The sequence below is a fragment of the Oribacterium sp. WCC10 genome (assembly GCF_900113415.1).
In the GTDB taxonomy this organism is placed as follows: Bacteria; Bacillota; Clostridia; order Lachnospirales; family Lachnospiraceae; genus Oribacterium.
Genome location: NZ_FOPH01000005.1, coordinates 111,249 through 134,321, shown reverse-complemented (window position 1 = coordinate 134,321; position 23,073 = coordinate 111,249). Strand labels below are relative to the sequence as shown.

At 40.4% G+C, this 23,073-nt stretch carries 19 protein-coding genes and 1 pseudogene; 17 read left to right on the top strand and 3 right to left on the bottom strand.

Going from position 1 to position 23,073, the window contains the following annotated elements; all coding sequences use genetic code 11:
- The first annotated feature begins 838 nt into the window (after positions 1-838).
- From BM294_RS05365 to BM294_RS05310, 12 genes are all read left to right on the top strand, one after another.
- Positions 839-1,111 carry a hypothetical protein gene (locus BM294_RS05365; RefSeq protein WP_091205525.1) on the top strand — a complete coding sequence of 91 codons (273 nt, stop codon included), beginning with the start codon at positions 839-841 and terminating at the stop codon, positions 1,109-1,111.
- Between the two features lie 35 nt (positions 1,112-1,146).
- On the top strand, positions 1,147-1,545 hold the full coding sequence (locus BM294_RS05360) for a DUF6075 family protein (protein WP_091205524.1): 399 nt from the start codon (positions 1,147-1,149) through the stop codon (positions 1,543-1,545).
- A gap of 33 nt (positions 1,546-1,578) precedes the next feature.
- A complete protein-coding gene (locus BM294_RS05355) occupies positions 1,579-1,839 on the top strand; it encodes a hypothetical protein (RefSeq protein ID WP_091205522.1) in 261 nt (86 codons plus the stop codon).
- A gap of 123 nt (positions 1,840-1,962) precedes the next feature.
- A complete protein-coding gene (locus BM294_RS15820; RefSeq protein WP_175494528.1) occupies positions 1,963-2,127 on the top strand; it encodes a hypothetical protein in 165 nt (54 codons plus the stop codon).
- A 212-nt stretch (positions 2,128-2,339) separates the two neighbouring features.
- Positions 2,340-2,753 (top strand): DUF6075 family protein, encoded by a 414-nt coding sequence (locus BM294_RS05345; protein ID WP_091205519.1) that lies wholly within the window; start codon positions 2,340-2,342, stop codon positions 2,751-2,753.
- A 711-nt stretch (positions 2,754-3,464) separates the two neighbouring features.
- A complete protein-coding gene (gene dhaL / locus BM294_RS05340; RefSeq protein WP_091205517.1) occupies positions 3,465-4,085 on the top strand; it encodes a dihydroxyacetone kinase subunit DhaL in 621 nt (206 codons plus the stop codon).
- Between the two features lie 6 nt (positions 4,086-4,091).
- Positions 4,092-4,487: a dihydroxyacetone kinase phosphoryl donor subunit DhaM gene (dhaM, locus tag BM294_RS05335; protein ID WP_091205516.1), complete on the top strand. Its 396-nt coding sequence runs from the start codon at positions 4,092-4,094 to the stop codon at positions 4,485-4,487.
- Positions 4,488-4,859: 372 nt separating this feature from the next.
- Entirely contained in the window at positions 4,860-6,539 is a 1,680-nt protein-coding gene (locus BM294_RS05330; RefSeq protein WP_091205514.1) for an AAA family ATPase, read from the top strand.
- A 534-nt stretch (positions 6,540-7,073) separates the two neighbouring features.
- Positions 7,074-7,700 carry a hypothetical protein gene (locus BM294_RS16545; protein ID WP_091205513.1) on the top strand — a complete coding sequence of 209 codons (627 nt, stop codon included), beginning with the start codon at positions 7,074-7,076 and terminating at the stop codon, positions 7,698-7,700.
- 268 nt (positions 7,701-7,968) lie between these two features.
- On the top strand, positions 7,969-9,087 hold the full coding sequence (locus BM294_RS05320; protein ID WP_091205511.1) for a substrate-binding domain-containing protein: 1,119 nt from the start codon (positions 7,969-7,971) through the stop codon (positions 9,085-9,087).
- An 8-nt stretch (positions 9,088-9,095) separates the two neighbouring features.
- Positions 9,096-10,592, top strand: a complete 1,497-nt coding sequence (locus tag BM294_RS05315; RefSeq protein ID WP_175494526.1) for a GGDEF domain-containing protein — start codon at positions 9,096-9,098, stop codon at positions 10,590-10,592.
- A gap of 162 nt (positions 10,593-10,754) precedes the next feature.
- Entirely contained in the window at positions 10,755-11,855 is a 1,101-nt protein-coding gene (locus BM294_RS05310; RefSeq protein WP_091205507.1) for a ribose-phosphate pyrophosphokinase, read from the top strand.
- A 207-nt stretch (positions 11,856-12,062) separates the two neighbouring features.
- On the opposite strand, the gene BM294_RS05305 is transcribed toward BM294_RS05310, so the two are convergent.
- On the bottom strand, positions 12,063-13,031 hold the full coding sequence (locus BM294_RS05305; RefSeq protein ID WP_175494524.1) for a LysR family transcriptional regulator: 969 nt from the start codon (positions 13,029-13,031) through the stop codon (positions 12,063-12,065).
- A gap of 379 nt (positions 13,032-13,410) precedes the next feature.
- Here BM294_RS05305 and BM294_RS05300 point away from each other — a divergent pair, with 379 nt between their 5' ends.
- Together BM294_RS05300 and BM294_RS05295 are read left to right on the top strand one after the other, a co-directional pair.
- Positions 13,411-14,445: a uroporphyrinogen decarboxylase family protein gene (locus BM294_RS05300; RefSeq protein ID WP_091205503.1), complete on the top strand. Its 1,035-nt coding sequence runs from the start codon at positions 13,411-13,413 to the stop codon at positions 14,443-14,445.
- 457 nt (positions 14,446-14,902) lie between these two features.
- A complete protein-coding gene (locus BM294_RS05295) occupies positions 14,903-17,200 on the top strand; it encodes a fructose-specific PTS transporter subunit EIIC (RefSeq protein WP_091205501.1) in 2,298 nt (765 codons plus the stop codon).
- A 75-nt stretch (positions 17,201-17,275) separates the two neighbouring features.
- Here BM294_RS05295 and BM294_RS05290 read toward each other — a convergent pair whose 3' ends face one another.
- Positions 17,276-18,304, bottom strand: coding sequence for a polysaccharide deacetylase family protein (locus tag BM294_RS05290; protein WP_091205499.1), 1,029 nt, complete (start codon positions 18,302-18,304; stop codon positions 17,276-17,278).
- 364 nt (positions 18,305-18,668) lie between these two features.
- Between BM294_RS05290 and BM294_RS05285 the strand changes: the two genes are divergently transcribed.
- Together BM294_RS05285 and BM294_RS05280 are read left to right on the top strand one after the other, a co-directional pair.
- Positions 18,669-19,568: a hypothetical protein gene (locus BM294_RS05285; RefSeq protein ID WP_091205497.1), complete on the top strand. Its 900-nt coding sequence runs from the start codon at positions 18,669-18,671 to the stop codon at positions 19,566-19,568.
- Between the two features lie 365 nt (positions 19,569-19,933).
- The gene (locus tag BM294_RS05280) at positions 19,934-20,389 is read left to right on the top strand and encodes a DUF2798 domain-containing protein (RefSeq protein WP_091205684.1); all 456 of its coding nucleotides are present in this window, start codon (positions 19,934-19,936) and stop codon (positions 20,387-20,389) included.
- Between the two features lie 121 nt (positions 20,390-20,510).
- Here the strand turns inward: BM294_RS05280 and BM294_RS05275 are convergent, their stop codons facing one another.
- Positions 20,511-21,818, bottom strand: a complete 1,308-nt coding sequence (locus BM294_RS05275; RefSeq protein WP_091205495.1) for a CapA family protein — start codon at positions 21,816-21,818, stop codon at positions 20,511-20,513.
- A gap of 175 nt (positions 21,819-21,993) precedes the next feature.
- Here BM294_RS05275 and BM294_RS16795 point away from each other — a divergent pair.
- Positions 21,994-22,389 (top strand): annotated as a pseudogene (locus BM294_RS16795) (rhodanese-like domain-containing protein); the annotation flags it as partial.
- Positions 22,390-23,073 lie beyond the last annotated feature (684 nt).

Sequence of the window (23,073 nt, the reverse complement as noted above, 5' to 3'; positions counted from 1 at the left end):
CATGATTTCTTTACAACTTCAGCTGTAGGAAAAGAACTCCTCATAGTCGGAGTTCTTTAGTTCAAGTACTATCAAAGGCTTTACAGGAAAATAGCACTCCGCTAAGTGAAGCGCTATTTAGTACTTTATCACTCAATGTATCTCAAAGATCATATCTTCTTCCGGAGACGACGAGGCGAATGCCGAATTTCGGAGCTATGCTTCGAAAAGAGCTTGGGACAGACTTTTCCCGTGGAAACGGAGAAAAAATCTGCCCCCAAGTATTTCTTCCGTCGAAGACATCGGCTGAAGTAGCTAAACCCGCTGCACTCACAGACCCGAACATAGTCCGGCACACCACGGCGTCCTTTTGCGCCCCTACCGCTGTCCTTTCGGACTAGTGTGATTTCCATAAAATGCTCCATCGTCAGTTATGACGGTAGGCCCCCACAGCTCTTAACCATACATCAAGTCATCTTACTCTGAGATGGCTTTTTTTGACGCTTAGGTTTTTTACGTGGGCTTGCTGTCCTTTACCCACTGACGACAAGACGTAGGAGTGCATGTCTTTGTCTCGCCGAGACTCTTTTTTGTTAAGCCGCGGTCCATACGGCCTCAAAGACTTAATGGCGTCTATATACCATCACCGGATATCCGGTTGGATTAAGTTGTATATAGATAAGATGTGAGGCGGTGAGAAGTAAATGCATTTTATTATCAATAATGTGAATTAAGAATATTTATAGGTACGAATATTTCTATAAAATATATTTATGCATTATCTTTATTTTCTTTTTTTGTTTTTTTGCATCCCACACATATTAATGTCGTAACCCGTAGTACATAGGAGATTAGCAAAATGAACAATCTGAAACAAATCAAAAAAAATGCCTCACGCTGGGCTGCAAAAAAGGATGTTAATGTAGATGTCACGACATCTCGCAACAATATCAATAAGTTAAAAGGCAAGGCGGTCAGAAAAATTGCAAGAGAAGCCGCTTTTGAAGAGTATACATATGACCATGTCCCACTTGATGTCCTTGCAGCAAAATATGGTGTGACTGGGAAGCGGATGAAAAAATGGATTGAAAAAATTTCAAAAGAACTTAGAATGCGCAATCCCTTCGAATGACAACATATTATTAGAATGAATAGGAGTATAACATAATGATTTTTAGAGATAATGAGCATAAAGAATTTTATGAGGCTCACAAGAACATTTACACAAAAACAAGCGAACTTGATTATAACCTTGCTGCATTAATCTATACCTTGGGTATAGACGTGGATTGCCGTAAACATTATAAGTCTTTATTTAGCGAGGATGAGAAAATTGTATGCGGATTAGAAAACCTTGGAGAATGGGTGACAGCCTCATCATTGGCAATAATAAGACTTGCATTTGATCTGTTCCACGATGATCCTGTTGTGTTAACTGATAATAAAGACAAGCAGGTTGATATGTTTAGAAAATATTCAACTGCAAATGTATTTGGCACTCTCGCTTACCATGGACTAGCTCAATATGGTGTACAAGCCCTGAAATTACGATATGGTTTTGAGTAAGATGCAATAGTTTTGAGAAGGAGGCAAGAAAAAATGACGACTGAAACAAAATTAGCAGTACTCAGATATTTAAAAAAATGGTATGAACCAGGATACAAAATATTAAAAAACACATTTGATGATACTGGACTTAGACGTAGAGCGAGACACCTTGCCGCAACAATGACAGAGACAGGAAAAACAGAACAAGAAATAGCCGGTGAATTTGACATCAGCATAATGACTGCAAAAGAATGGGTAAGAGAAGGACAGTTATATAAGCTTTACGACTTACAACCAAGCAAACATATATAGGATACATTTGGTTTGGATACTCACGCCCAAAATTGTTATATTATAGCAGATCTTTTAGATAGTGGCATATCAGCGGCAGAGATCTCAAATACGCTGCAAATATCATACGAGCGTATGGCATCAATGGCCGTAGAAGCCACTTGTCTCAGACGCACGCGGAATGAAGAAAACCAAATAGATGAGGATGAGGACGATTATGATAAAGAACTTAGCAAAATGTTCGATGAAGCGATGGCAGATGCGGAGGAAGCATATGAAGAACTACTAAGATACCGTGAAGACCCATAGTTTAACGGCCTTAACTAAAATCAGCAAGGCAATTACGATATAAATAAAAAAATAGAATTAGAATAGTTAGACAAATAAAATATTTAAGAGGTGACTCATAATGAGTTGCCTCTTTTTATTGCATTTTCTTTTTGTGTTTCATCATTATCAGCAGAAGTAAAAGCACACATTAGATACGTAACATTAATAACTGCAGAAAAGGAGTAAACAAAATGAAGCATAAACCTATCTTTATCGATGGCAAACACAAAAAATTTTACAAGTCTCATAAACACTTGTTCAAAAATGATAAGGATAAAACCTGTGATAAGAGATTACGTAGTTTTATCTATCTCATGGGTAGTACTAAAAAATGCCGAGAGTATTATGCGGAAATATTTGACCAAGACGAGAAACGCCTCTTATATGGCGCCGAAAAATTTTCAGCAAGGCTATCTCCGGTAGATTTGGCATTTATGCGTTTAGCTGTCGATCTGTACCATATTGGGCCACTCATGGAGGAAAATAGTCCTTTAAATCGTGTTGAGATTTATTCCAAATATTCACCTTGTAATATTTTTTGTACACTTTTGCAATATGGATTATGTCCTTACGCTGTACAAGCTTTGCTATTATGGTATTCATGATTTAAAATTTTTATGAAGAGGTGGCTATACGTCGCCTCTTTTTTGTTGATTGTTTTTATTCAACTGAAACTTTGGGTAAATAAAAAAATGGCTCAGGATTCATAGGCTTGGGCTACTTTTTATGTTGGGCGAAAGCACACTTTTTTACCCCAGTTTGAGCATGATCGATGTTTTTTTCACGAATTTATAAACTACGTGACTTCAGTTTCAAAATGGGGTAAAATCGAAAAAAAGTGGGGTAAATATGCAGAGACACCCTTAGAAACCGCATAAAATAAGACTTTCTTGAGAATTGTGTAAGTCTGATGAAAACCTATTTCTATTCATACACAGGCAGGATGCAGAACCAGAATAAACCTCATGATTTCGAGAAAAAAGCTTGAAATTGCGTGGGTTTTGAGACTATAAAGTGAACTAAAAGTACTTCAAAGGTATCTATCAGGTATCTTAGAAGTACTTTTATTTTGGCCGGATTCAGGCAAAAAAATTGTCGGTAATTTGAAAACATGAACTGACAATAACTTATCATCAATTCTAAAATTCTTATAGGTGTTTATCTTACTGTCGATGATTCTTTATTGTAAGTAAATGTGAGAGTTCAAGTTTTTTTATATATTGAGGATTTAATTATGAAACAGAGGCTCATGAAATCCGCACAGCTTAAAAAACGTGTCTTGAGCATAAAACTATTTTTGGGGAGGGTGATTACGTATGTCTACAAGAATATATAGCTGCTTAAAATGTATAGGAGAAAAGATCATCGAGAACAAGGACTTTCTGACCGAGCTTGATCGGGAAATCGGTGATGCCGACCATGGCGTTAACATGGCAAGAGGCTTCCGAGCTGTAATTGAAAAGGTTCCTTCGGAAGAACACGATATCGGTGCTGTTCTCAAAAAGACCGGAATGACTCTTTTATCAACTGTCGGGGGTGCGTCAGGTCCTCTTTACGGAACGGCTTATATGGAAGCTGCCAAGGTTCTTGCAGGAAAAGAGTCTGTGAATGCCGAAGATTTTAAACTATCTCTGGAAGCTGCAATAGCCGGTATTCAGAAGAGAGGAAAGGCCAGTAAGGGTGAAAAGACAATGTTGGATTCTCTTATCCCTGCCCTTGATGCCTTCAAAGAGAAGGTAGATGCCGGCGGTAGCTTTGGTGACGGTCTTGACGCCGCATGCGCTGCAGCAAATGAAGGAATAAAATTCACAAAGACTATTGCGGCTACAAAGGGCAGAGCAAGTTATCTTGGTGACAGAAGCATAGGTCATCAGGATCCGGGAGCCACGTCCGCTACCATGACCCTTGAAGTTATCAGAGACTTTATAAAGGAGTAATGTTAGATGGTTGGTTTGGTAATTGTTTCACACAGCTGGAAAATTGCTGAGGGTATAAAGGATCTTACAGATCAGATTGCAGTCGGACACAAAGGCATTATCTGTGCCGGCGGTATGGAAGATAAGGAGATAGGAACAGATGCTGTTCGTATTTCCGAAGCAATTAAGGCTGCTGATGACGGTGATGGAGTTGTTGTACTGGCAGATCTCGGCAGCGGTATCATGAGCGCAGAGACAGCTATAGAACTCATGGAAGATGAGGACATTATCGTTAAGCTTGCTGATGCACCTATAGTAGAAGGGACAGTTGCGGCTGCAGTTTCAGCAGTTTCAGGCGACAAAATCGAAGATGTTATCATGGCCGCTGAGGAGACGCGGTCTATGAAAAAAATAAACAGCTGAGAGAGGGATAATATGATAATAATTTAATCGCTGAAAGAGTATTCTCTTTCCCGTCGTATGATGGACATCCATACTAAGGAGCGGTATGGCGGTGCTCTGGCATCGAGAACAACTATCACTAACGGAAGCACCCGACGGACATCGAACTATCGGTGGTCGTATATGCCAGGTAAGTGAAAGGCTTACCATGTTGGGATAGCAACATATTAACCAGATACTTTTAGTTGATCATGACCGTGGAGATATTCACGGTCTTTTTTTTGGAGTATTATGATTTCACCTGAAAACTATCGAGTCCATCTTATTTGAGAGACAGCCGGAATTATGCTACTATTAGGCATATATGGACGTAGTGGAAAGAGGTGTGTTCACATGCTAAAGACGGTTGGACTGGGTTTACAAGATTACGAAAAGGTTATAACAGAAAATGCTTTTTACGTAGATAAAACTTATTTTATAAATGAATGGTGGCAAAGTAAGGATGATATTACATTGATCACCCGTCCGCGTCGTTTCGGAAAAACTCTGATGCTGAGCACTGTTGAGAAATTCTTTTCTGAAAGACAGGGAAACAATGAGGAGCTCTTTGATGGATTAAGTATTTCACAGGATACTGAAATGATGAAAGAGTGTGGAAAGTGGCCGGTACTCTTTGTTTCCTTTGCCAGTGTAAAAGCAGAGACATATAAAGGTGCTTTGCAACAGTTTAACTGGCTTTTCACTGAGTGGATCGCACAGAATACCTGGCTCACAGATAAAATGGGTGATAAAGACCTGGAATTCTACCAAAAAGTCAGTTACGACATGGATGAGAGAACAGCGTGCCAATGTCTCAATACTTTTTGCAGATGGCTCTCGGATTTCTATAATAAGAAAGTCATTATTCTGATAGATGAATATGACACTCCTATGCAGGAGGCTTATGTAAATGGCTATTGGGATGAAATCTCAGGTTACATGCGGAATATGTTTAATTCCACTTTAAAAACCAATCCAAACCTTCAGAAAGCCCTTTTGACCGGTATTACACGCGTAAGCAGGGAGTCATTGTTTTCAGATCTTAACAATTTGAAAATTGTAACTATTTCATCTGATAAGTATGCTGACTGTTTTGGATTTACTGAGAAGGAAGTATTCGAGGCATTGGAAGCTTACGGATACAGTTCTGAAAAGAAAAAGGTAAAAGAATGGTACGATGGGTTTAAGTTTGGAAATACTGAAGATATCTATAATCCATGGTCCATCATTTCTTTCCTTCAAGAAGGTAAATATGAACCGTATTGGGCTAATACAAGCTCTAATTCACTTGTGTCAAAGCTCGTAAGAGAAGGGAGCGTTGAGATAAAGAAGGCTTTTGAGGATCTGCTTAATGATGGCGTGATACAAACAAAGATTGATGAACAGCTTGTCTACGGAGAGATAACCGGTAATAAGAACGCTATATGGAGTCTTTTGTTCTCAGCCGGATATCTAAAGCCGGTTTCTATAGAAGGCGAAGGAAACATGGCGGTGTATAGCCTTAAACTCACAAATCACGAAGTCAAAGACAGCTTTAGTCTGCTTGTAGAGAGATGGTTTGAGAATGCAGGAGAAAATTACAGTTATTTTGTTAAAGCACTCCTGGAAGGCAACATAGATGACATGACAGATACCTTATCAGAAATCTGCGAAAGTATGATCAGTACTTTTGACGGAAGTGGTAAAGCAGCTCCGGAAAACTTCTATCACGGTCTTGTGATCGGGCTTCTTGTGGAACTTCGTGGCAGATACGAGATAAAGTCAAACCGCGAAAGCGGACTGGGCCGTTATGATGTCATGCTCCGTCCGAAGGATAAAAAGGATAATGCTGTTATCATCGAGTTTAAGTCCAAGCGTCGGAGCGATAATGGCAGGACCCTTGATGAGCTTTGCGATATAGCGCTGAAACAGATCGAAGATAAGAAGTATGAAACCGAGCTTCTTGAAGCGGGATATAGCAAAGACAGGATAATAAAGCTTGCGTTTGCTTTTGAAGGAAAGGAACTTCTGATAAAGAAAAGTAATGTTGAGTAATGTCTGAGTAATGTTGCGTAATGTCTGATATATTCAGTTTCAGAGAAATACGAAAAAAGACAATTTGTTGTGAATTCCAAAATTGGCCGGATAGTCAGAAATAATTGGCCGGAAAAATTTTTATATATTTTTTTTATTTTTTGGAATTTCACAACATATTGCCTTCAAAAGGAAATATGGAGGGATTTCTATATGAAACTCTCAAAAACAAAACATAGTACAGCATAAATTAAGTTTCTGATACATCCTGACTGTTATGTTGGACAAGTATTTCTGTAATAAAACAGTACATAATGAGTCAGATAGTTATTATTCTATATACTAGTATGCCAGGTAAGAGGGAGCCTTACCATATTGGGAAAGCAACATATTAACCAGATATTTTTAGGTGACTATGACCGTGGAGAAATAGTAAGTATCTTAAAGACAGTTGCACATCATTTCAGAGCTTATATAACACCTGAACATCGTCGACATAATCCTTTAGAGGCAAGTAGTTCGTGTTTTTTGGCATATCAAATTTTGGAGGTAAACATGCTGGGTAAATATTTAAAAGCATTTAGATTTTCGGTAGTTCTGGCTCTTATCATTTCTCTTTTCTCTATCACAGCTTTTGCCGGATATTGGACCTTCGACTTCGGCGACTGGTACTATATAGACGATTATGGGAATGTTGCGACTAACAGATGGGTTGGCAATTATTATCTCGGAAGTGACGGTGCTATGCTTGTAAACTCATGGACACCTGACGGATATTATGTTGGTTCCGATGGAGCGTGGGACGGAAAGCCGTCACGTTACTCGAGCGGTTACGGTAGTTCAAGCAGCAGTTCCTCATATGTAACCACATCCGGAACTTATTATGGTAATTTATATGACAGTGGCTACGGTATTTCACATCTGTCCTCTGTTTCGATCAGTGGTGATGTTCTGACAGTTAAAGGTTCCCTGGATTATTATCAGGGTAATAACTGGGAAGACGCGACCCGTATGAGTAATGGTACATATCAGTTTAAACTTACCAGTCAGACCACGTATGGGGAAGGTACTGATGAAGGGCTTTTATATATGAGTAAATCAGAATTTATATCCAGCACCGGACCAGTTCTCTATATAACAGTTGCAAATGGAGTGGTAACGGAGCTTTGTTACGGAGCTTGATAAATATCCGAATCATAGATTATACATATGTACGTGAGATATTTACGGTTATTCTTGTACCTCTGATTGGTTGTACAATTCAAAGATTAGATAATAAGAAAATGCCCTTGCTTTTCAAAGGGCATTTTCTTGTGCAGAAAAATCACTGATTAAAGTTGAATTCGAGTCGATAAAACAAATAACAACAGGCAGAAAGAGGATATCAATTTGAGTCATTCTGAAAAACCTAAAGGTTTCTGCTGTAAAGTATGGAAACGAGGCAACTTAAATGCAAAGAAATAAATTTCGGAAGTTATATTCAGTGATTACGGTATTGACGATTGTGCTTGCCTTTGGGGCTTGCTCTACCGCAAATCCTGAGAAGGGTTTAAATGAGACTTTACCTCCTGTTGATTCAACAGTATCTTCAGATAAAGACACATCAATAGGAGCAGAGCCTGTAAGTAGCGCGGTTGATTTTGATCATGAGCTTGATTCGTATATTCCAGAGAAGGATCATTATAATTTCTATTTCACATATAAAACTGTCCATCCGTGGTGGGATGCCGTAGCTCTGGGAATGGAAGAAGCCCAGAGACAGTTTCTGGATAAAGGAATTACTGTTACTTATGAGTATATGGCACCTGAAGGCGCTTCTGCTGAAGATCAGACAAAACGGCTTCTTCAGGCAGAACAAAAAAACTATGATGTGATCGGCGTCGATGTTGCAGACGAGTCTGTTATATCTCCGATAATTGACAGAATGGTTGACTCAGGATCAAAAGTAATGACATTTTCAAGTTCAGACGCAGCCGCAGGTTGTAAAAGGATCGCATACGTTGGAAATACACATAATTATGCGGATGGTGCAGACTTAACGGAAGCCCTTTGCGAAAAGCTTTCGTACAAAGGAAAGGTAGCTATACTTGTGGGGAGCAGAGGTGCCCCATGTCATGAAGACAGGGCAAGAGGGGCCAGAGACACTATTGCAAAGTATGGTGACATGGAGATCGTAGCCACGGAATATGATATGGACTCTGTTGATCTGGCATACGGACTTACCCTGAATATCCTGAAAAAAAACCCGGATCTGGATGGAATTATCTGTTGTAATATGAGTAACCCCGTAGGTGCAGCCAGAGCTGTTAAAGAAACAGGCAGCAAAGCAGTTATTGTCGGCATGGATCATGATCAGGAAGCATTAAGCTATCTGGATGAGGGAGTGATTTATTGTCTCGGAGTGCAGGATTGCTATTCAATCGGATTTGATACGATTCAGGTAGCAGTGAAAATTGCTGATGGAAATATGCCAGGAGAGTTATTTCCGGATAAAACTAATGAGATAACTACCATTATCTATCAGAGAGACGCTGCATTGATGCTTGAACTGCTTTATGGTGATATTTGAAGATGAAAATGAAACAGATAACGAATAGAACATTTTTGCTTACAGCAATCATAGGCAGTTTGCTGATAATTGCAATGGTGACTGCCAATTCAATTCACTCGTCGCATAATACGATTCTTAAGACAGAAGAAGCTATTTTTACAGTAAGCCGATTTTATCTTGAATCAATAGCAGATCGTCGTTCTCATACTGTTGCCAATCAAATTGAAAGCGAATTCATTCAGATGGAAACGGCTTTGGACTATATTCAGCATGAAGACATCGAATCACAGGAAGAATTACGACAAACCCTGGGAAAAATCAAAAACCTATTATCTCTTAACCGATTCGCACTGGTAGATCAGGATAATGTTGTGTACACGCAATATACTACATATACCGGAAAAAGCAGACATGAATTCTTATCGGAAGAAACAATGACTGATCGTACTATCAGTACAGTTTCCATTTATGGTTCTTACAAACAGTTGTGCCTCGCTATTCCGACACCGGATCTTACTATCATGGGTAAACCCTTCAAAGCCTGCTTCATTCAGATAGACATTAAGGATATCATTGACCTCCTTTCGGTTGATAATAAGAGCAGTACATATTTCGCTTTATATTCAAAAAACGGAAGTAATCTGTCCGGCACGGAACTTGGTCCGGCTATTTCATATCATAATATATTTGACGCAACAAAGGGTCTTGTTTCTGAGGATGTATGGAAAGAAAATATGGATCATTTTGCTAACGATGTAGGGGGAAGCATGACGTTTATATATGGCGGTGTCACTGAAACGTTGTGTTACGTTCCTCTTCTGAATACAGGATGGGAGTTTACTGTTTTGATCCATGAAAACGTTATTTTGGATCAGATTCGTGACATTAGCGAGAACAATCTTTTAGCCAACAGGAAACAGATTACTTTCACGTTTTTTGCAGAACTGATTCTGGCTGCTATTCTTTTTCTGGAATTAAGGGAATTATCCAAAGAGAAGCTCAACGCAGAGAAAGAAACGAGAATAGCTTTTCAGAATATGGCAACCAAAGACTCTATGACCGGTGTAAGAAATAAGCACGCGTATTTAGAGTATGAAAATGATTTGAACCGGAAAATTCATAATAATGAACTCAAACATCTGGCAGTTGTTGTTTGTGATATAAACGGTCTTAAACATATCAATGATACATTAGGACATGCTGCGGGGGATAAGCTTATCAAAGATGCCTGTGCATTGATATGCGAAATATTCATACATGGCGCAGTCTTCAGAGTAGGTGGAGATGAGTTTGTGGTATTACTTCAGGATAAAGGCTATGATTCCATGAATGAGACCATAAGTACCATGAACAGGAAGGTAGAAGCCAATATTCACGAAAACGGTGTCGTTGTATCGATTGGTTATGCCGTGCTGGAAGAGGGAGACCACCATGTTCGGGATATATTTGAAAGAGCCGATAAAATGATGTATGTGCGCAAGCAGGAGCTAAAAGCTATGGGCGCAAAAACAAGGGACTCCTGACAGCCTGTATTTGCGTATTTCTGTGGACATGGACCATAAGCTATACCATATCCTTCAACATGATAGCTTCTCTATATCCTTATTTCTTAAAATAAATCTGACGAAATAAGGATATAGAGAAGCTTTTGAATTTGTATTGAAATCCTGCGAGGAGGGTTGGAAATGGTGAGAAATACAGGGAAACTGGGTATCATAGCCCTTGAATCAGCTATAAAATCAGGAAAGAAAGTTGATAAGATTCTGGAGAGCTGGCGTGGAGAAAGTTTTTTTATTCCCTGTGAATGTCCAAGATTTAACAGTGGCGAAGCCAAGGGAATAATAAGAGAGTCTGTCAGAGATAAAGATATATACATTATGGTAGATGTATGTAACAATTCTTTGACTTATAAGATGGATGGCAGTCTTAACAGAATGTCTCCGGACGATAATTATCAGGATCTGAAACGTATCATTGCGGCCTGTAACGGAAAGGCGTCCAGGATAACCGTTATTATGCCGTTTTTGTATGAAAGCAGGCAGCATAGGAAGACTATGCGCGAATCTCTTGACTGTGCAGTTATGCTCCAGGAACTGGAAGCCATGGGAGTACATGATATTGTGACATTTGATGCTCATGACCCGAGAATGCAGAACGTGGTACCGTTAAAGGGAATCGAAAATGTTTCACCTGCACTTCAGTTCACACAGGGACTGCTGACCGAGTACGAAGATTTAATTATAGACGGGGAACATCTCATGTTTGTAGCTCCGGATGAAGGTGCAACGGAAAGAGTGGTTTTTTTAGCCTCTCTTTTCGGGGTAAACATCGGAATGTTTTATAAAAGACGTGATTATACGACTATAGTGAATGGCAGCAATCCTATAATTGCACATGATTTTTGCGGTGGAAATGTCGAAGGCATGGATGTTATCGTCATAGACGATATGATAGATTCCGGCGGAAGCATTCTGGATGCAGCACTTAAGCTCAAAGACCGGGGAGCCAAAAGGATCTTTGTATTTGCCACATTCGGGCTGTTCTCAAGGGGATTTGAAAAGTTCGATAGAGCATACGAAAATGGGGATTTCACCAAGATATTCACAACCAATCTTATCTATCAGAAAGAGGAGATGCTTTCGAAGGAATACTATTTCAGCATCAATATGGATAGATATATAGCAGCTATCATTGATACCATGAACAAGGGTGAATCCTTACATAATCTGACTAAACCCGCCCTAAGGATAAAAGATACTGTGGAAAAATATAAGAAGATGATGTGAGGTTATGATAATTCAAATTATGCACGGTTATGCAGATTTGAGTCTTCATAGCATGCCTTGGTTATATAGTAAATATGTGGATGAACTTAATTCATCAGCGATAAGAAGATAAAAAAGGGGTCAGACATGAACGTCTGATCCCTGAATGTTTTTGGATAAACCGTACCGGGGAAATGGATTAAACCCTATCCTGAACAATGAATACCATCAAGCTTCAATTGATTTTTTTATGAATGATTCCGCCTCGGATTTTATCAGTTCTACCAAATCCCTGTATGCGGAAATGCTCTTATAATGTTTGTCCGAATAAACCAGACTGATTTCACCTTTGGTTTCCTTTTCGTAGAAAGGTATACATACCATATGGCCATTTTGATAATCGGCATAACGTGTGTTGGCAGGAAAGAAGCTGACCGCGAAAACTTCCGGCTGTTCGCTGGCCATTTTAATAACTGTCTGGACAGAATCAACGGTGATAACATTACCGATAGTGATTTCCTTGACCAGATCAGGAACAAAACCTGAAAGCATGGAATATGCCCGTACCTCTGAAACATTTTCATCAAGAGTAGATGAATGACTGGGAAATGCCAGACAATAGCCTTTGAGATCGGAGAAATGTACGGTTTTGAACCTGGAAAGCGGACTGTCTGTACTGACAAGGCATCCGTAATATCCCTCCATCAGAGTTACTCTTTTTATCCCGTTTGTATTGAATGAATCTTCATGGTCACCTATACGGTTGAGACAGATTGCCAAAGCAGGATTCGTATTTTTCAAAGATACCATTTTTTCAGGAGCCGCATCTCCCTGATATTTCAAAAGCACATTAGTGTGATTCCTCTGGAAAGGAATATGCAGTTTTGGAATAAGGAAACCTACAAGTGAAATATGGGTGTATGCATAGATAGTCATGGGATCATTTTCCTTGGAAAGCTGCTTCCATCCGTTATAGTAATCCAGCACAATTTGTGCTTCTTTGTATATTTTTTCGCCTTCACTGGTCAGTTGTATTCCTGATTTGTTTCTTTCGAAAAGGGTAACACCAAGTTCGCTTTCCATCAGTTTGATGGATTTTGTCAAACTGGGTTGAGCAACAAACAGTTTTTTGGCGGCTTTATTAATGGAACCTGTTTCGGCTATTGCGATAAAATATTTAAGAGAACTTATCTTCATGGCATTCTCCCGGGTTTGTAAACATCGGTTCATTGACACTCAAGTCATTCTATATTTATCAACTACTAAACTATGTCGACCAATTTAGTAAATATATTTATTACCTGACAGTAATATGTTATAGCTTTTTTTCATATGTTAAAGATTTTTATATATTATACAAGGAATTATACTGAGAGTATATTATTTAACATGTAGAGTTTAAAAATTTTGAAGGAACAAACAGTTCATGATGATATCAGCATCCCAAAGTGTATGAATCATATACTTTGCAGACGATAAATCACAAGCTTTCGACAAAATCCTGCCGCAAATCCTTGCGATACATTTTCGGTATATGATCATGAGATCTGTTCTTATCAAGGAGGAATAGAAAATCATGACAAACAGGGAAAGAATCAAGAGGGCATTTTCAAATCAGCCGGTAGACAGAGTTCCGGTAGCTTTTTTTCATCATTTTACTTCACCAAATGTATGGAATATGGGTTTGTCTAACCCGGATGCATTTGAAGCCAATATTAACCTTCATAAGCCATCTTTGGAAAAGTTTGTTCCTGATATCATCAAGATAATGAATGATACTCTCATGATGATGCCCCTGGATGTCAGCGGAATAGAAAAGGCTTCTGATTTATACAAAATCAAAAAGCCGATGCTTGATACACCTTATGCGAAGGCTCAGATAGAGCTGACGAAAAGGGTTATGCAGATTTATGAGGGAGTTGACTCTCCTGTATACGTGACCTGTTTCTCTGCTGCCTGGGTTCTTAGAAATGCTTTTACTCAGGGACTTCCTGTATTTGGAGCACAGGAAGATATCATGCAGCAGTTTATCATAGAAGATCCTGTTGCTGTAAAATATGCTTTGGATATTTTAACTGAAGGTATCATCGATCTTAACAGAGTTCTACTTGAAGAATGTGGTGCTGACGGTATCTATTTAAGCTGCAACAATCAGGGCGGTTTCTTCAATGAAGTTTTCCATAAGAAATATGTTGCACCTACTGAGAAGAAGATACTTGATGAAGCAAAAAAAATAAGAAATACAAATATTTTACATATTTGCGGATATCATGGTCATGGAAATGATTTAAAGCTTTACAAAGGCTATGATGCTGCGGCATACAGTGTAGCAGTTGTCGCAGAAGGTACAAGTCTCAAGGAAGCCAAGAAGCTGTTTAAAGGTAGATGCATCATTGGAGGCTTCTCACAGGATGGCATCATATATAAAGGCTCCAGAGAAGAGCTTGAAAAGGCTACATATGCACTTCTTTCAGAATGCGGACAGACCGGTATCATTCTTGGTGCCGACTGCACCGTTCCCAATGATATAGATGAGGATCGTTTTAACTGGGTACGCGAAGCATGTAAAAATTACGCTGCATGCAATTCAGCTATTTCTTCCGCATCATAATTAAATCCGGTTTTAAAGAGAATCTCTCCTCTCTTTAAGATATATACCCACAACTGTGCCCTCTCTACCCCGAGGGCATTTTTTTTATTTAGGGATTTGAATATAGCTTTCTTGACCGCTTATCAGTCGGAGATAGCTCAGACCATATTTTCTCGTAAACATACTCGTCAAGATACTGTTTGTACTCCTGCAAAATGGTTTTATAGTTAACGTTATTGTTCCAAGTGAGATAACCTAAAACCTGAAATGCAAAGGAATATCCTATGTGGGCATTGAGGAAACACTGATGAAAAACTGCTTAGTTGTCGATATATACTAAGATAATGAGTCGCAGGTAAGTATCCGAATCCCATGCAGTGAAGAGTGGGTAAGTGTGCTTAAGCGCCCGGCGAGTAACGATTCAATTCTGACTTTTGACATTTATCACCTGACATAGCTTTTTGAAAAGGAGAAAGCCGTGAAGGATAAAACAAATGAGAGACAACTTAGCATCATTTTCCTGTTTATAGCAGGGGCTTTTGCACTTATTTTGCTTTCGTTTGCCTATCTCAGTACCAGCCTCACATTAAGGTATCAGGAATCTGAAACAAAGATGCTGTCTGTTGAACTGTTCTATCTGATGGATGAGGAAGCAAAGAATACGACCGGTGAGAACAGAGGGGAGATTCTTTCAGAGTACTTTACCGTCCATGCTGCGGATTATGCAGATGAAGGTATCTCTATGTGGCTTACAGATGCTGAAGGCAATGTTCTGGCAGAGGGAGTTGACAATGCCTCTGAATTTAAAGCTTCTTATCTTGAGGGGTTGAAGGACGGCAAATCTGTCTTTAAGATACAGAACGGTAAGACACCTCTGTTTCTTGCGGATATGGAAATCTGTATCATACGTAGCTTTTCTGATGGAGAATACCGTCTTGTGGTAGCAAATGACGGTTCCAAAGAAAGACAGATTCAGCGAATGCAGTATGTGGTGTTTTTTTCCATAGGCGTGATTCTTGCCATCATTCTTATAGTTCTTATATCAAACATCATTTCGAGATATAAGGTTAAGATCATACGACTGGCTACCATGGATGAACTGACGGGGCTTGCAAACAGAAAATCCTTCACTGCCGAATATAAAAGAAGAGTTCTGAGAGCTTATGATGAAAGAACAGATAAATCCCTGTTTCTGCTTGATATAGACTATTTTAAACAGATAAATGATCAGAACGGTCATTCTGTGGGTGATGCAGCCCTTGTTCTTCTGGCGGATCATATAAAGAAGTTTGTGGAAGAAACCGGCGGAATAGCTGGCAGATGGGGCGGAGATGAATTTATAGGTCTCATTAATCTTTCGGTGGAGGATGCAAGAACCGGTCTTTTTGAACTGTGCAAAACAATCCGTGAGGATTCACAAAAAGATGAGCCGGCTTTTACTATTAGTGTGGGCCTTACTCCTGTGGATGGAGAAAAGACATTGGCAGAGGTGTGCGAATATGCGGATGTTGCCCTCTATGATTCTAAAAAGAAGGGACGTAATACTGTAACGGTGTTTACTGAATCCCTCCTTTCCGTGGTTGAAGAGAGCGGCAGTCGCAGAGAAAAAATCCTTAAAGAGTTTAAAACAACAGAAGGTATGTCATTGAATTCCGAAAAGTCAGAAAAGACTGATTTGAGAAATCAGGACAGAGATCTCATACGCATGCTTCGCGAAAGGTTTCTGATAAGTATAGTATTTGCGGTAAAGTGGATGACACCCTTTGTGGCGGCAGGAGGAATACTTATAGCAACGGCATTTCTCTTTGATGCCGCCAGCATTGATCTCTCTACATTGTCTGTAGACGAACGCTCCGAACTTGGATCCATTACATCGGTGGCAACGTACCTTAAGTTTCTGGGAGATACCACTTTCAATTTTATGCTGCCTGTTTTTTCGGCATTTATGGCATATAGCCTGGCAGGAGAGTCGGCCTTCATGGCTGGCTTTGTAGGGGGATATATGGTGATTGATTCCAATTCGGGATTCATAGGAGCCACCATAGCGGGACTTGCTGCAGGCATCATAAGCAGAGAGATAAGTCTGTTTACGGAAAGACTTCCAAGATTCATCAGAGGAGCGGCGCCTATAGTTATATATCCCGTTTTCAATCTGACTATCGTGCAGGCTATATCGTTTTTCCTCATAACCCCTGCGGCATCAGCTCTTGGTTCCTTGTTTAATATGATATTGAACAGTGCCAGGGGTCAGAGCCCGGCTTTGGTTTGTACTCTGGCAGCAGGGATGATGTCTGTTGACATGGGAGGAATCATTAACAAGATAGCATATAATTATGGTTTGGCTTCAATTGCTGCTAAAGACACAGTGATCATGGCAGCAGTCATGGCCGGTGGTATGGTACCGCCTATAGGTATAGCTATATCCGGATTTATATTTAAAGACAGGTTCAGTAAAGAGGAAAAAAATAACGGAGTATTTTCCCTTTTTATGGGACTCTCGTTTATCACTGAAGGGGCACTCCCCTATGTGATAATTGATGTCACGAGAGTTATTCCGTCCTGTATCGCGGGTTCAGCATTGGCGGGATTGCTGTCTTCTGTATTTGGATGTACCCTGCCTGCTCCGCATGGGGGTATATTTGTACTTCCTGTAGTGGGACATCCTTTGCTGTATTGTGCAGCCATCGGGACCGGAGCCATGTTTACTGCCCTGATTCTCGGAATGCTCAAGAAGCGAAGAAAGATACTGCCTGATTTGAATCAAAAGGCTTTATAAAATTATGATGATATGCAGCACGTACACGAATGTGTGCGTTGGCGCTAATCAGTGAGTGTCAAATAAATATATCACTCACACTCCTGAAAACTCATTTTCCGGAAGTTCATCCAAAGACTTGAAAGTATATCCTGCGCTTTCCCATCCTGTAAGAAGTTCATCCAGAATCGATGCATTGGTGCTGGATGTGGCATGCAAAAGTACGATTGCGCCCGGATGGATTCGTTTATTAAGTGTTGCCAATGCGCTGCTTCTGCCGGGTTGTGCCTTTTCGTCATAATCCTTGTAGGCAACAGACCAGAGCATGGTTTTGTATCCCATGGCTCTCGCAAGCAGCAGCTGGGCCTGCGAGCTCTTTCCCTCAGGCGGACGATAGTATCGGTTCATCGGATGACCGGTAAGTGTTTCGTATTGTTCTTCAACAGTATTTACTTCTGTATAAAACAGTTCTTTTGTGGTGACATTGGACATATTCTTATGGTTCAATGTGTGATTTCCGACTGTAAAACCATTCTTCGCTATGGCAAGCACGATTTCCGGATTTGACTTAATGCAGGCACCTGTGACAAAGAAAGTTGCCGGAGCATTGTGCTTCTTTAGTGTCTCCATGATGGATATAGTATGACCATTCTCGTACCCGAGATCAAATGTCAGGTAGCATACCTTATCGGTAGTGTTTTCTCTTGAATATGCGCCAAAATTCCTCAACCAGGTTTCATCCGCATTGCCGACAGGTATTGAATTTGCAGAAGGATAATAATTTCCCCAGTCCATGTTTGCGCCGCCTCCGGAAAGCTGTGCAAAGTCTGCAAGAATGGCTTCATCCGACTTTATGTTTGTTGGCACACGAATACCGTCTATTATTGTTACTTTTCCTGTTTCTGTTTTTTCGACGTCATCATTTATTGTCTCTGCTGTTTGACTCTGAGAATCCGCATCCTGTTCGTTTCGGAGATTCTTTGCGTCGATGGATGGCGAGGCACCTGATGGATTATTGATATAATCCACGCCCCTGAGTGTGGCTCCGGCAAAAGCCGGAACAGCCAATGCTCCTGTCAGAATAAAAGTCGCAAGAACTTTTGCGGAAAACTTCGTTGATTTCATATATCCTCCCTCTATACTGCGTTCCGATTATTCATTTCATAACGAGAGTGTCAAAAAGACCTGCCGCTCACTGATACTGATTAACAATCATAAATCCCATTCTTTTGCTATGAAAAACGACTATGGTATTCGTACTCGGATTGGTTATTAAAGTAACAAGCATTGTGCAAACCCGTTCTTTGATAATATTCACCCTTACATTATTTTATCATTCAAATAGCGTTTTATCACATTAAAGTTAAGTATTTGCTTTTGATGATGGATACAAATATGAATGTAAAAAGAGGTTTGTCAGTGATGTGTTCTAAATGTATAATCACATGCAGATTTTTTCGGTGCTATTCAAAGGAGAGTTTAGAAAAATATGGAAAATACTATTCATTATCATTTGCCCGGGCTTTTTGAGTTTTATGAATTATACAAAGTTTTCCTTCCTCTTTTCAGAGAGCATCGGGAATACTTCTATGACTGGTGTGAAATAGGATCAATATACGGAGCTCCGGGGGATTGTCTCTGGGGCGGCGGAAGAGTCGGGTTCGGTGAAGAAAATCCTGATAATGTTCTTTCACTGATGAAGGAATATGAAATATCGGCCCGGTTGACTTTCAGCAATTCATTGATAAGTGAAAAGCATCTCTATGACAGGAAATGTAATCGTTTGTGCGACATGTTTGAGGATACAAGCGGTGTTATGAATGGAATAATCATTCATTCTGATCTGCTTCTTGATCATATAAAAAGGAATCATCCGGGATTCTATTTTGTTTCATCAACCACCAAAGTCCTGACTGATTTTGAGGATTTCAGGAATGAACTGGACAGAAAGGAATTTCGTTATGTCGTTCCTGATTTCAGACTTAACAAAGAGTTCGATAAGCTGAATACACTTACTGTTCCACAGAAACAAAAGATAGAGTTCCTGTGCAATGAATGTTGTTGGTTTGGATGTTTCGACAGAAAAAACTGTTATGAAAATGTCAGCAGAAAGAGTCTGGGTGAAGATTGTGATGATCATATCTGTGTTTCGCCGGATGCAAGGTATGGATACAGATTTTCAGAGGCAATGAAAAATCCCGGATTCATAGGTATAGAGGATATCAGGAGTGTTTATATACCGATGGGCTTCTCTGAATTCAAAATAGAAGGGCGCAGCCTTGGCAGTGCCATTATTCTTGAATTTTTGCTTTACTACATGACAAAACCGGAGTATCAGCTTAAAGTCAGGGAAGAGATATATCTTGACAGTTCACTTGACCTCTTTTGATGATTCAAAAGATTGCTTTTCAGGTGTAACAGTTCATCCGGGACATGAACCCGGAATAGTCAGAGGGGCTGGTCTTGCATGGCCTCCCCTCTGACTATTTCTAAACTCCTATCCCGATTGAGTTGTTGCTATTTGGAATGGTCTAAAATAAAAAATTAAAAACAGGTATTACATACCGGATTTTTTTCTGATATAATGCCAACTCGTTGATTAAAGTAAATGAAGATGCAGGTCAGGTATCATTGGAAACGCACACCCATGACAGGGTGATAACGAACAACACACTGAAGTCTTCTGTTTTTCGAAAGGAGAACCTTAGCGTGTTACCACAGAATAAGTTTCAGGATGTTGTTTTTACTGTTTTTATGGCTTTTGTCATGGTTTATGCGATGATCTGCTATAACATTTCTCTTAATGTCGGCGGAATGCAGAATTTCGTATTTATTGCTGCATTTAAAGAAATGATCATCATGTGGCCGATAGCCGTCGTACTTGAGCTTTTGTTTGTAGGAAAGCTTGCACAGATTCTTGCCTTCAGATTTGTTACACCGGGTAAGGATCCGATGATAATGATCATTCTTGCAATATCTGCAATGTCAGTGTGTCTGATGTGTCCATTGATGAGCCTTGCTGCCACAATTCTTTTCAAGAATGCAGGTACACAGTTTGTAGCAGTGTGGCTTCAGACTACAGCCATGAATTTCCCTATGGCACTCTGCTGGCAGATCTTTTTTGCAGGTCCGCTTGTGAGAAATATTTTTGGATTTGTTGTAAGATCGATTTCAAAACAGCCTGAGACAGCTGCTAAAGAAGCTGTATAATAGAATATGTGAAAAAGCTGCTGATACGGATATTTGTATCAGCAGCTTTTTTGTATATTAACTAAAGGAAAAAAGCAAACAGGTGGAGCCGCTGACAGGCTTTCCGAAAGTACTTAAAAGGTCAGGGAGTGTACGATTCTCTGCTGAAGCCCGTAATGGAAGTCCACAGATTCCACAGTTTATCCGTGGTGAGCGGGCCGTCGTTGAAGTTTGCGTGATTAACTGAGGCCAACGCATCGTTATAGTCCTTAAGGAGAAAGACCCGCACGTCCATTCCGGAGAAATGAGTGACCGTTGGGATGAAACTCCAGGAAGTGATTTTGGTGCCGGAATCATCTTTTTCGATTGTTACATCCGCAAGCCCGCCGAGAATTCGCGGAATCTTTGACTGCGCTGAAATCAGATTTCCGCAGGACCAGAATACCAGACCGTTGTTTCCTGACATTGTATTAATGTAAGCTGCCGGTTCAACCACATGGGGATGCGAGCAGATGATCAGGTCTGCTCCAGCATCTATAAGGGATTGAACGTAAGCCTGTTGAAAGGCCGTGGGCTGATACCGGTATTCTTCTCCTATATGAAGGAAACAGACTGTCAAGTCTGCTTCATTTTCTGCGATCCTTACGTCATTCAGGAACTTGTCTGACTGTCCCAGCAGGTTCACCATGTAGTATAGGGAACCGGGCACTCTGAAACCGTTGAGCCCATAGGTGTAGTTGAACATCGCGAGACGTATGCCGTTCTTTTCCACGTAGTCGATGGTGTTGAAGGCTTGCGGTGAGTCATGGATTCCCAGAAGTGTTATCTCCGGATGGAATATCTTCCAGTAATTCAGAGTGTCGGTCACACCCCGGACTCCCTTATCCCAAGTGTGATTCGTGGCCGAAAGTACAATGTCAAATCCACTGTCCACAAGCGCCTCACCCATGATCTGTGGGGTTCCGAAAGTGGGATAATCACTGATCAGAGAATTGTCGGAAATGAATATGGTTTCCTGGTTTATGACAGCCAGATCCCGGGACTGTATAGTGTCGAGAATAGGCGTATACAGGAAATGAAAATCATGTGTTCCTAATGCAGGACGCCATGCCTTGTCTACTATGGTTTTGTGAATCAGATTATCGCCGGCTGCTATCAGTGTCAGCTTACAGGGCTCACTTGTTTTGGTCGGTTCCTCATCTGCGCCGGTAGGCCCGAATTCCTTCACAACTGAAGTTCCGGTCGTGTCCATTCCGGTTTCACTTTCATTTTCATTCTGAATGCCGAACGACGGACCGTTGTTTTCAGGCTGCCATGCCCGGAGAGCTGCCATGGAATCTACGGGCGATGCATCCAAAATCAGGACAGTGCAGAGCAACACCGCAATCCTCCTGAACCATCCGTTTTTCATCTTAACTACTGCTGAAGAGCCATTTCTTTTCTTCTTCATTTATGTATCCTCCCCGACATGACTTAACACCGACTCCCGGATTACCTATTTGAAACATCGGACAGTAGGACCTTTACTATAAACATGATTTTATTCAAAACTTCTTTTCATAAAATGGGTTATAATATTTCTATAAGAATGGTGCGTGAAGTGTTATGTGGATGGAGAATTTGTTATGAACAGAATACTCAGTAAATACTTTATAGCTGTTGCGGGAACTGCAGTGATATTACTTTCGGGATGTGAAGCAAAAGATCAGGTGATGGACGGAGACGGCATGTTTCAGACTTTTCCGTATAACCAGATATCTCAGGATGAAGCAAAACGCATGATGGAACAGGATGACGGGCATGTGATAGTGGACGTGCGGAGACAGGATGAGTATGACGAAGGACATATACCCGGAGCCATACTTATACCAAACGAAAGCATAGAAAATGACCCTCCGGAAGAATTATCCGATTCTGACCAGATCATCCTTGTATACTGTCGCAGCGGCAGGAGAAGTAAGGAAGCTGCGCAGAAACTTGCAGACATGGGATATAAAAATGTCTATGAATTTGGCGGCATCATCGACTGGACAGGAGATGTTGTTAAGGAAAACGGGTCCGGAAACGGGACTGAAGACAAAAAATCTGTACAGAAGACAAAGAGTATGAAAGCTGCTGCAGATTCCGGAAAGAAATCGCTGGCTAAGCGTTTGGCCGGTAAATACAGCTATCACAGCAGCGATGAAAATGGTAATGAAGAATTCTATATCATGGAAGTTATTCCATTTGGCAATAATCTGTATGCTTATTGCGGACGGGCAATGCCGGGGGATTATGAACGTCTTGAAGCATACAGCTTTTGGGGCTGTGAGTTTATTCCTTATGATCCGGATGAGATGACAAGCGAAGATGGAGATGCGGTGAATGTAAATGAACTCAGATTCTCAGTGATGTCAAATGCCGGAAAGTACTGGGATCCGGGGCATAAAGGTACTATCACTGTAACGGACGACGGGATTGTTTTTGAGGGATTTAAAAATGATGATTTCCTTGTGCCGGAATATGATGACAGCAGACTTTTTCTGAAGGATGACAGGGTAGAGGATGCATTCGTATATCTGAATCGGGATGATAAGGCAGGAGATAAAGAGTTACAGGGACTATGGCTTCTTGATGATAGTAAAGGTTCGAACCTTTATCTTGAATTTACAGGCTCGGATCTTTATATGTACAGGAAGGATTCCTCCAAAGAAGTATTCTATATT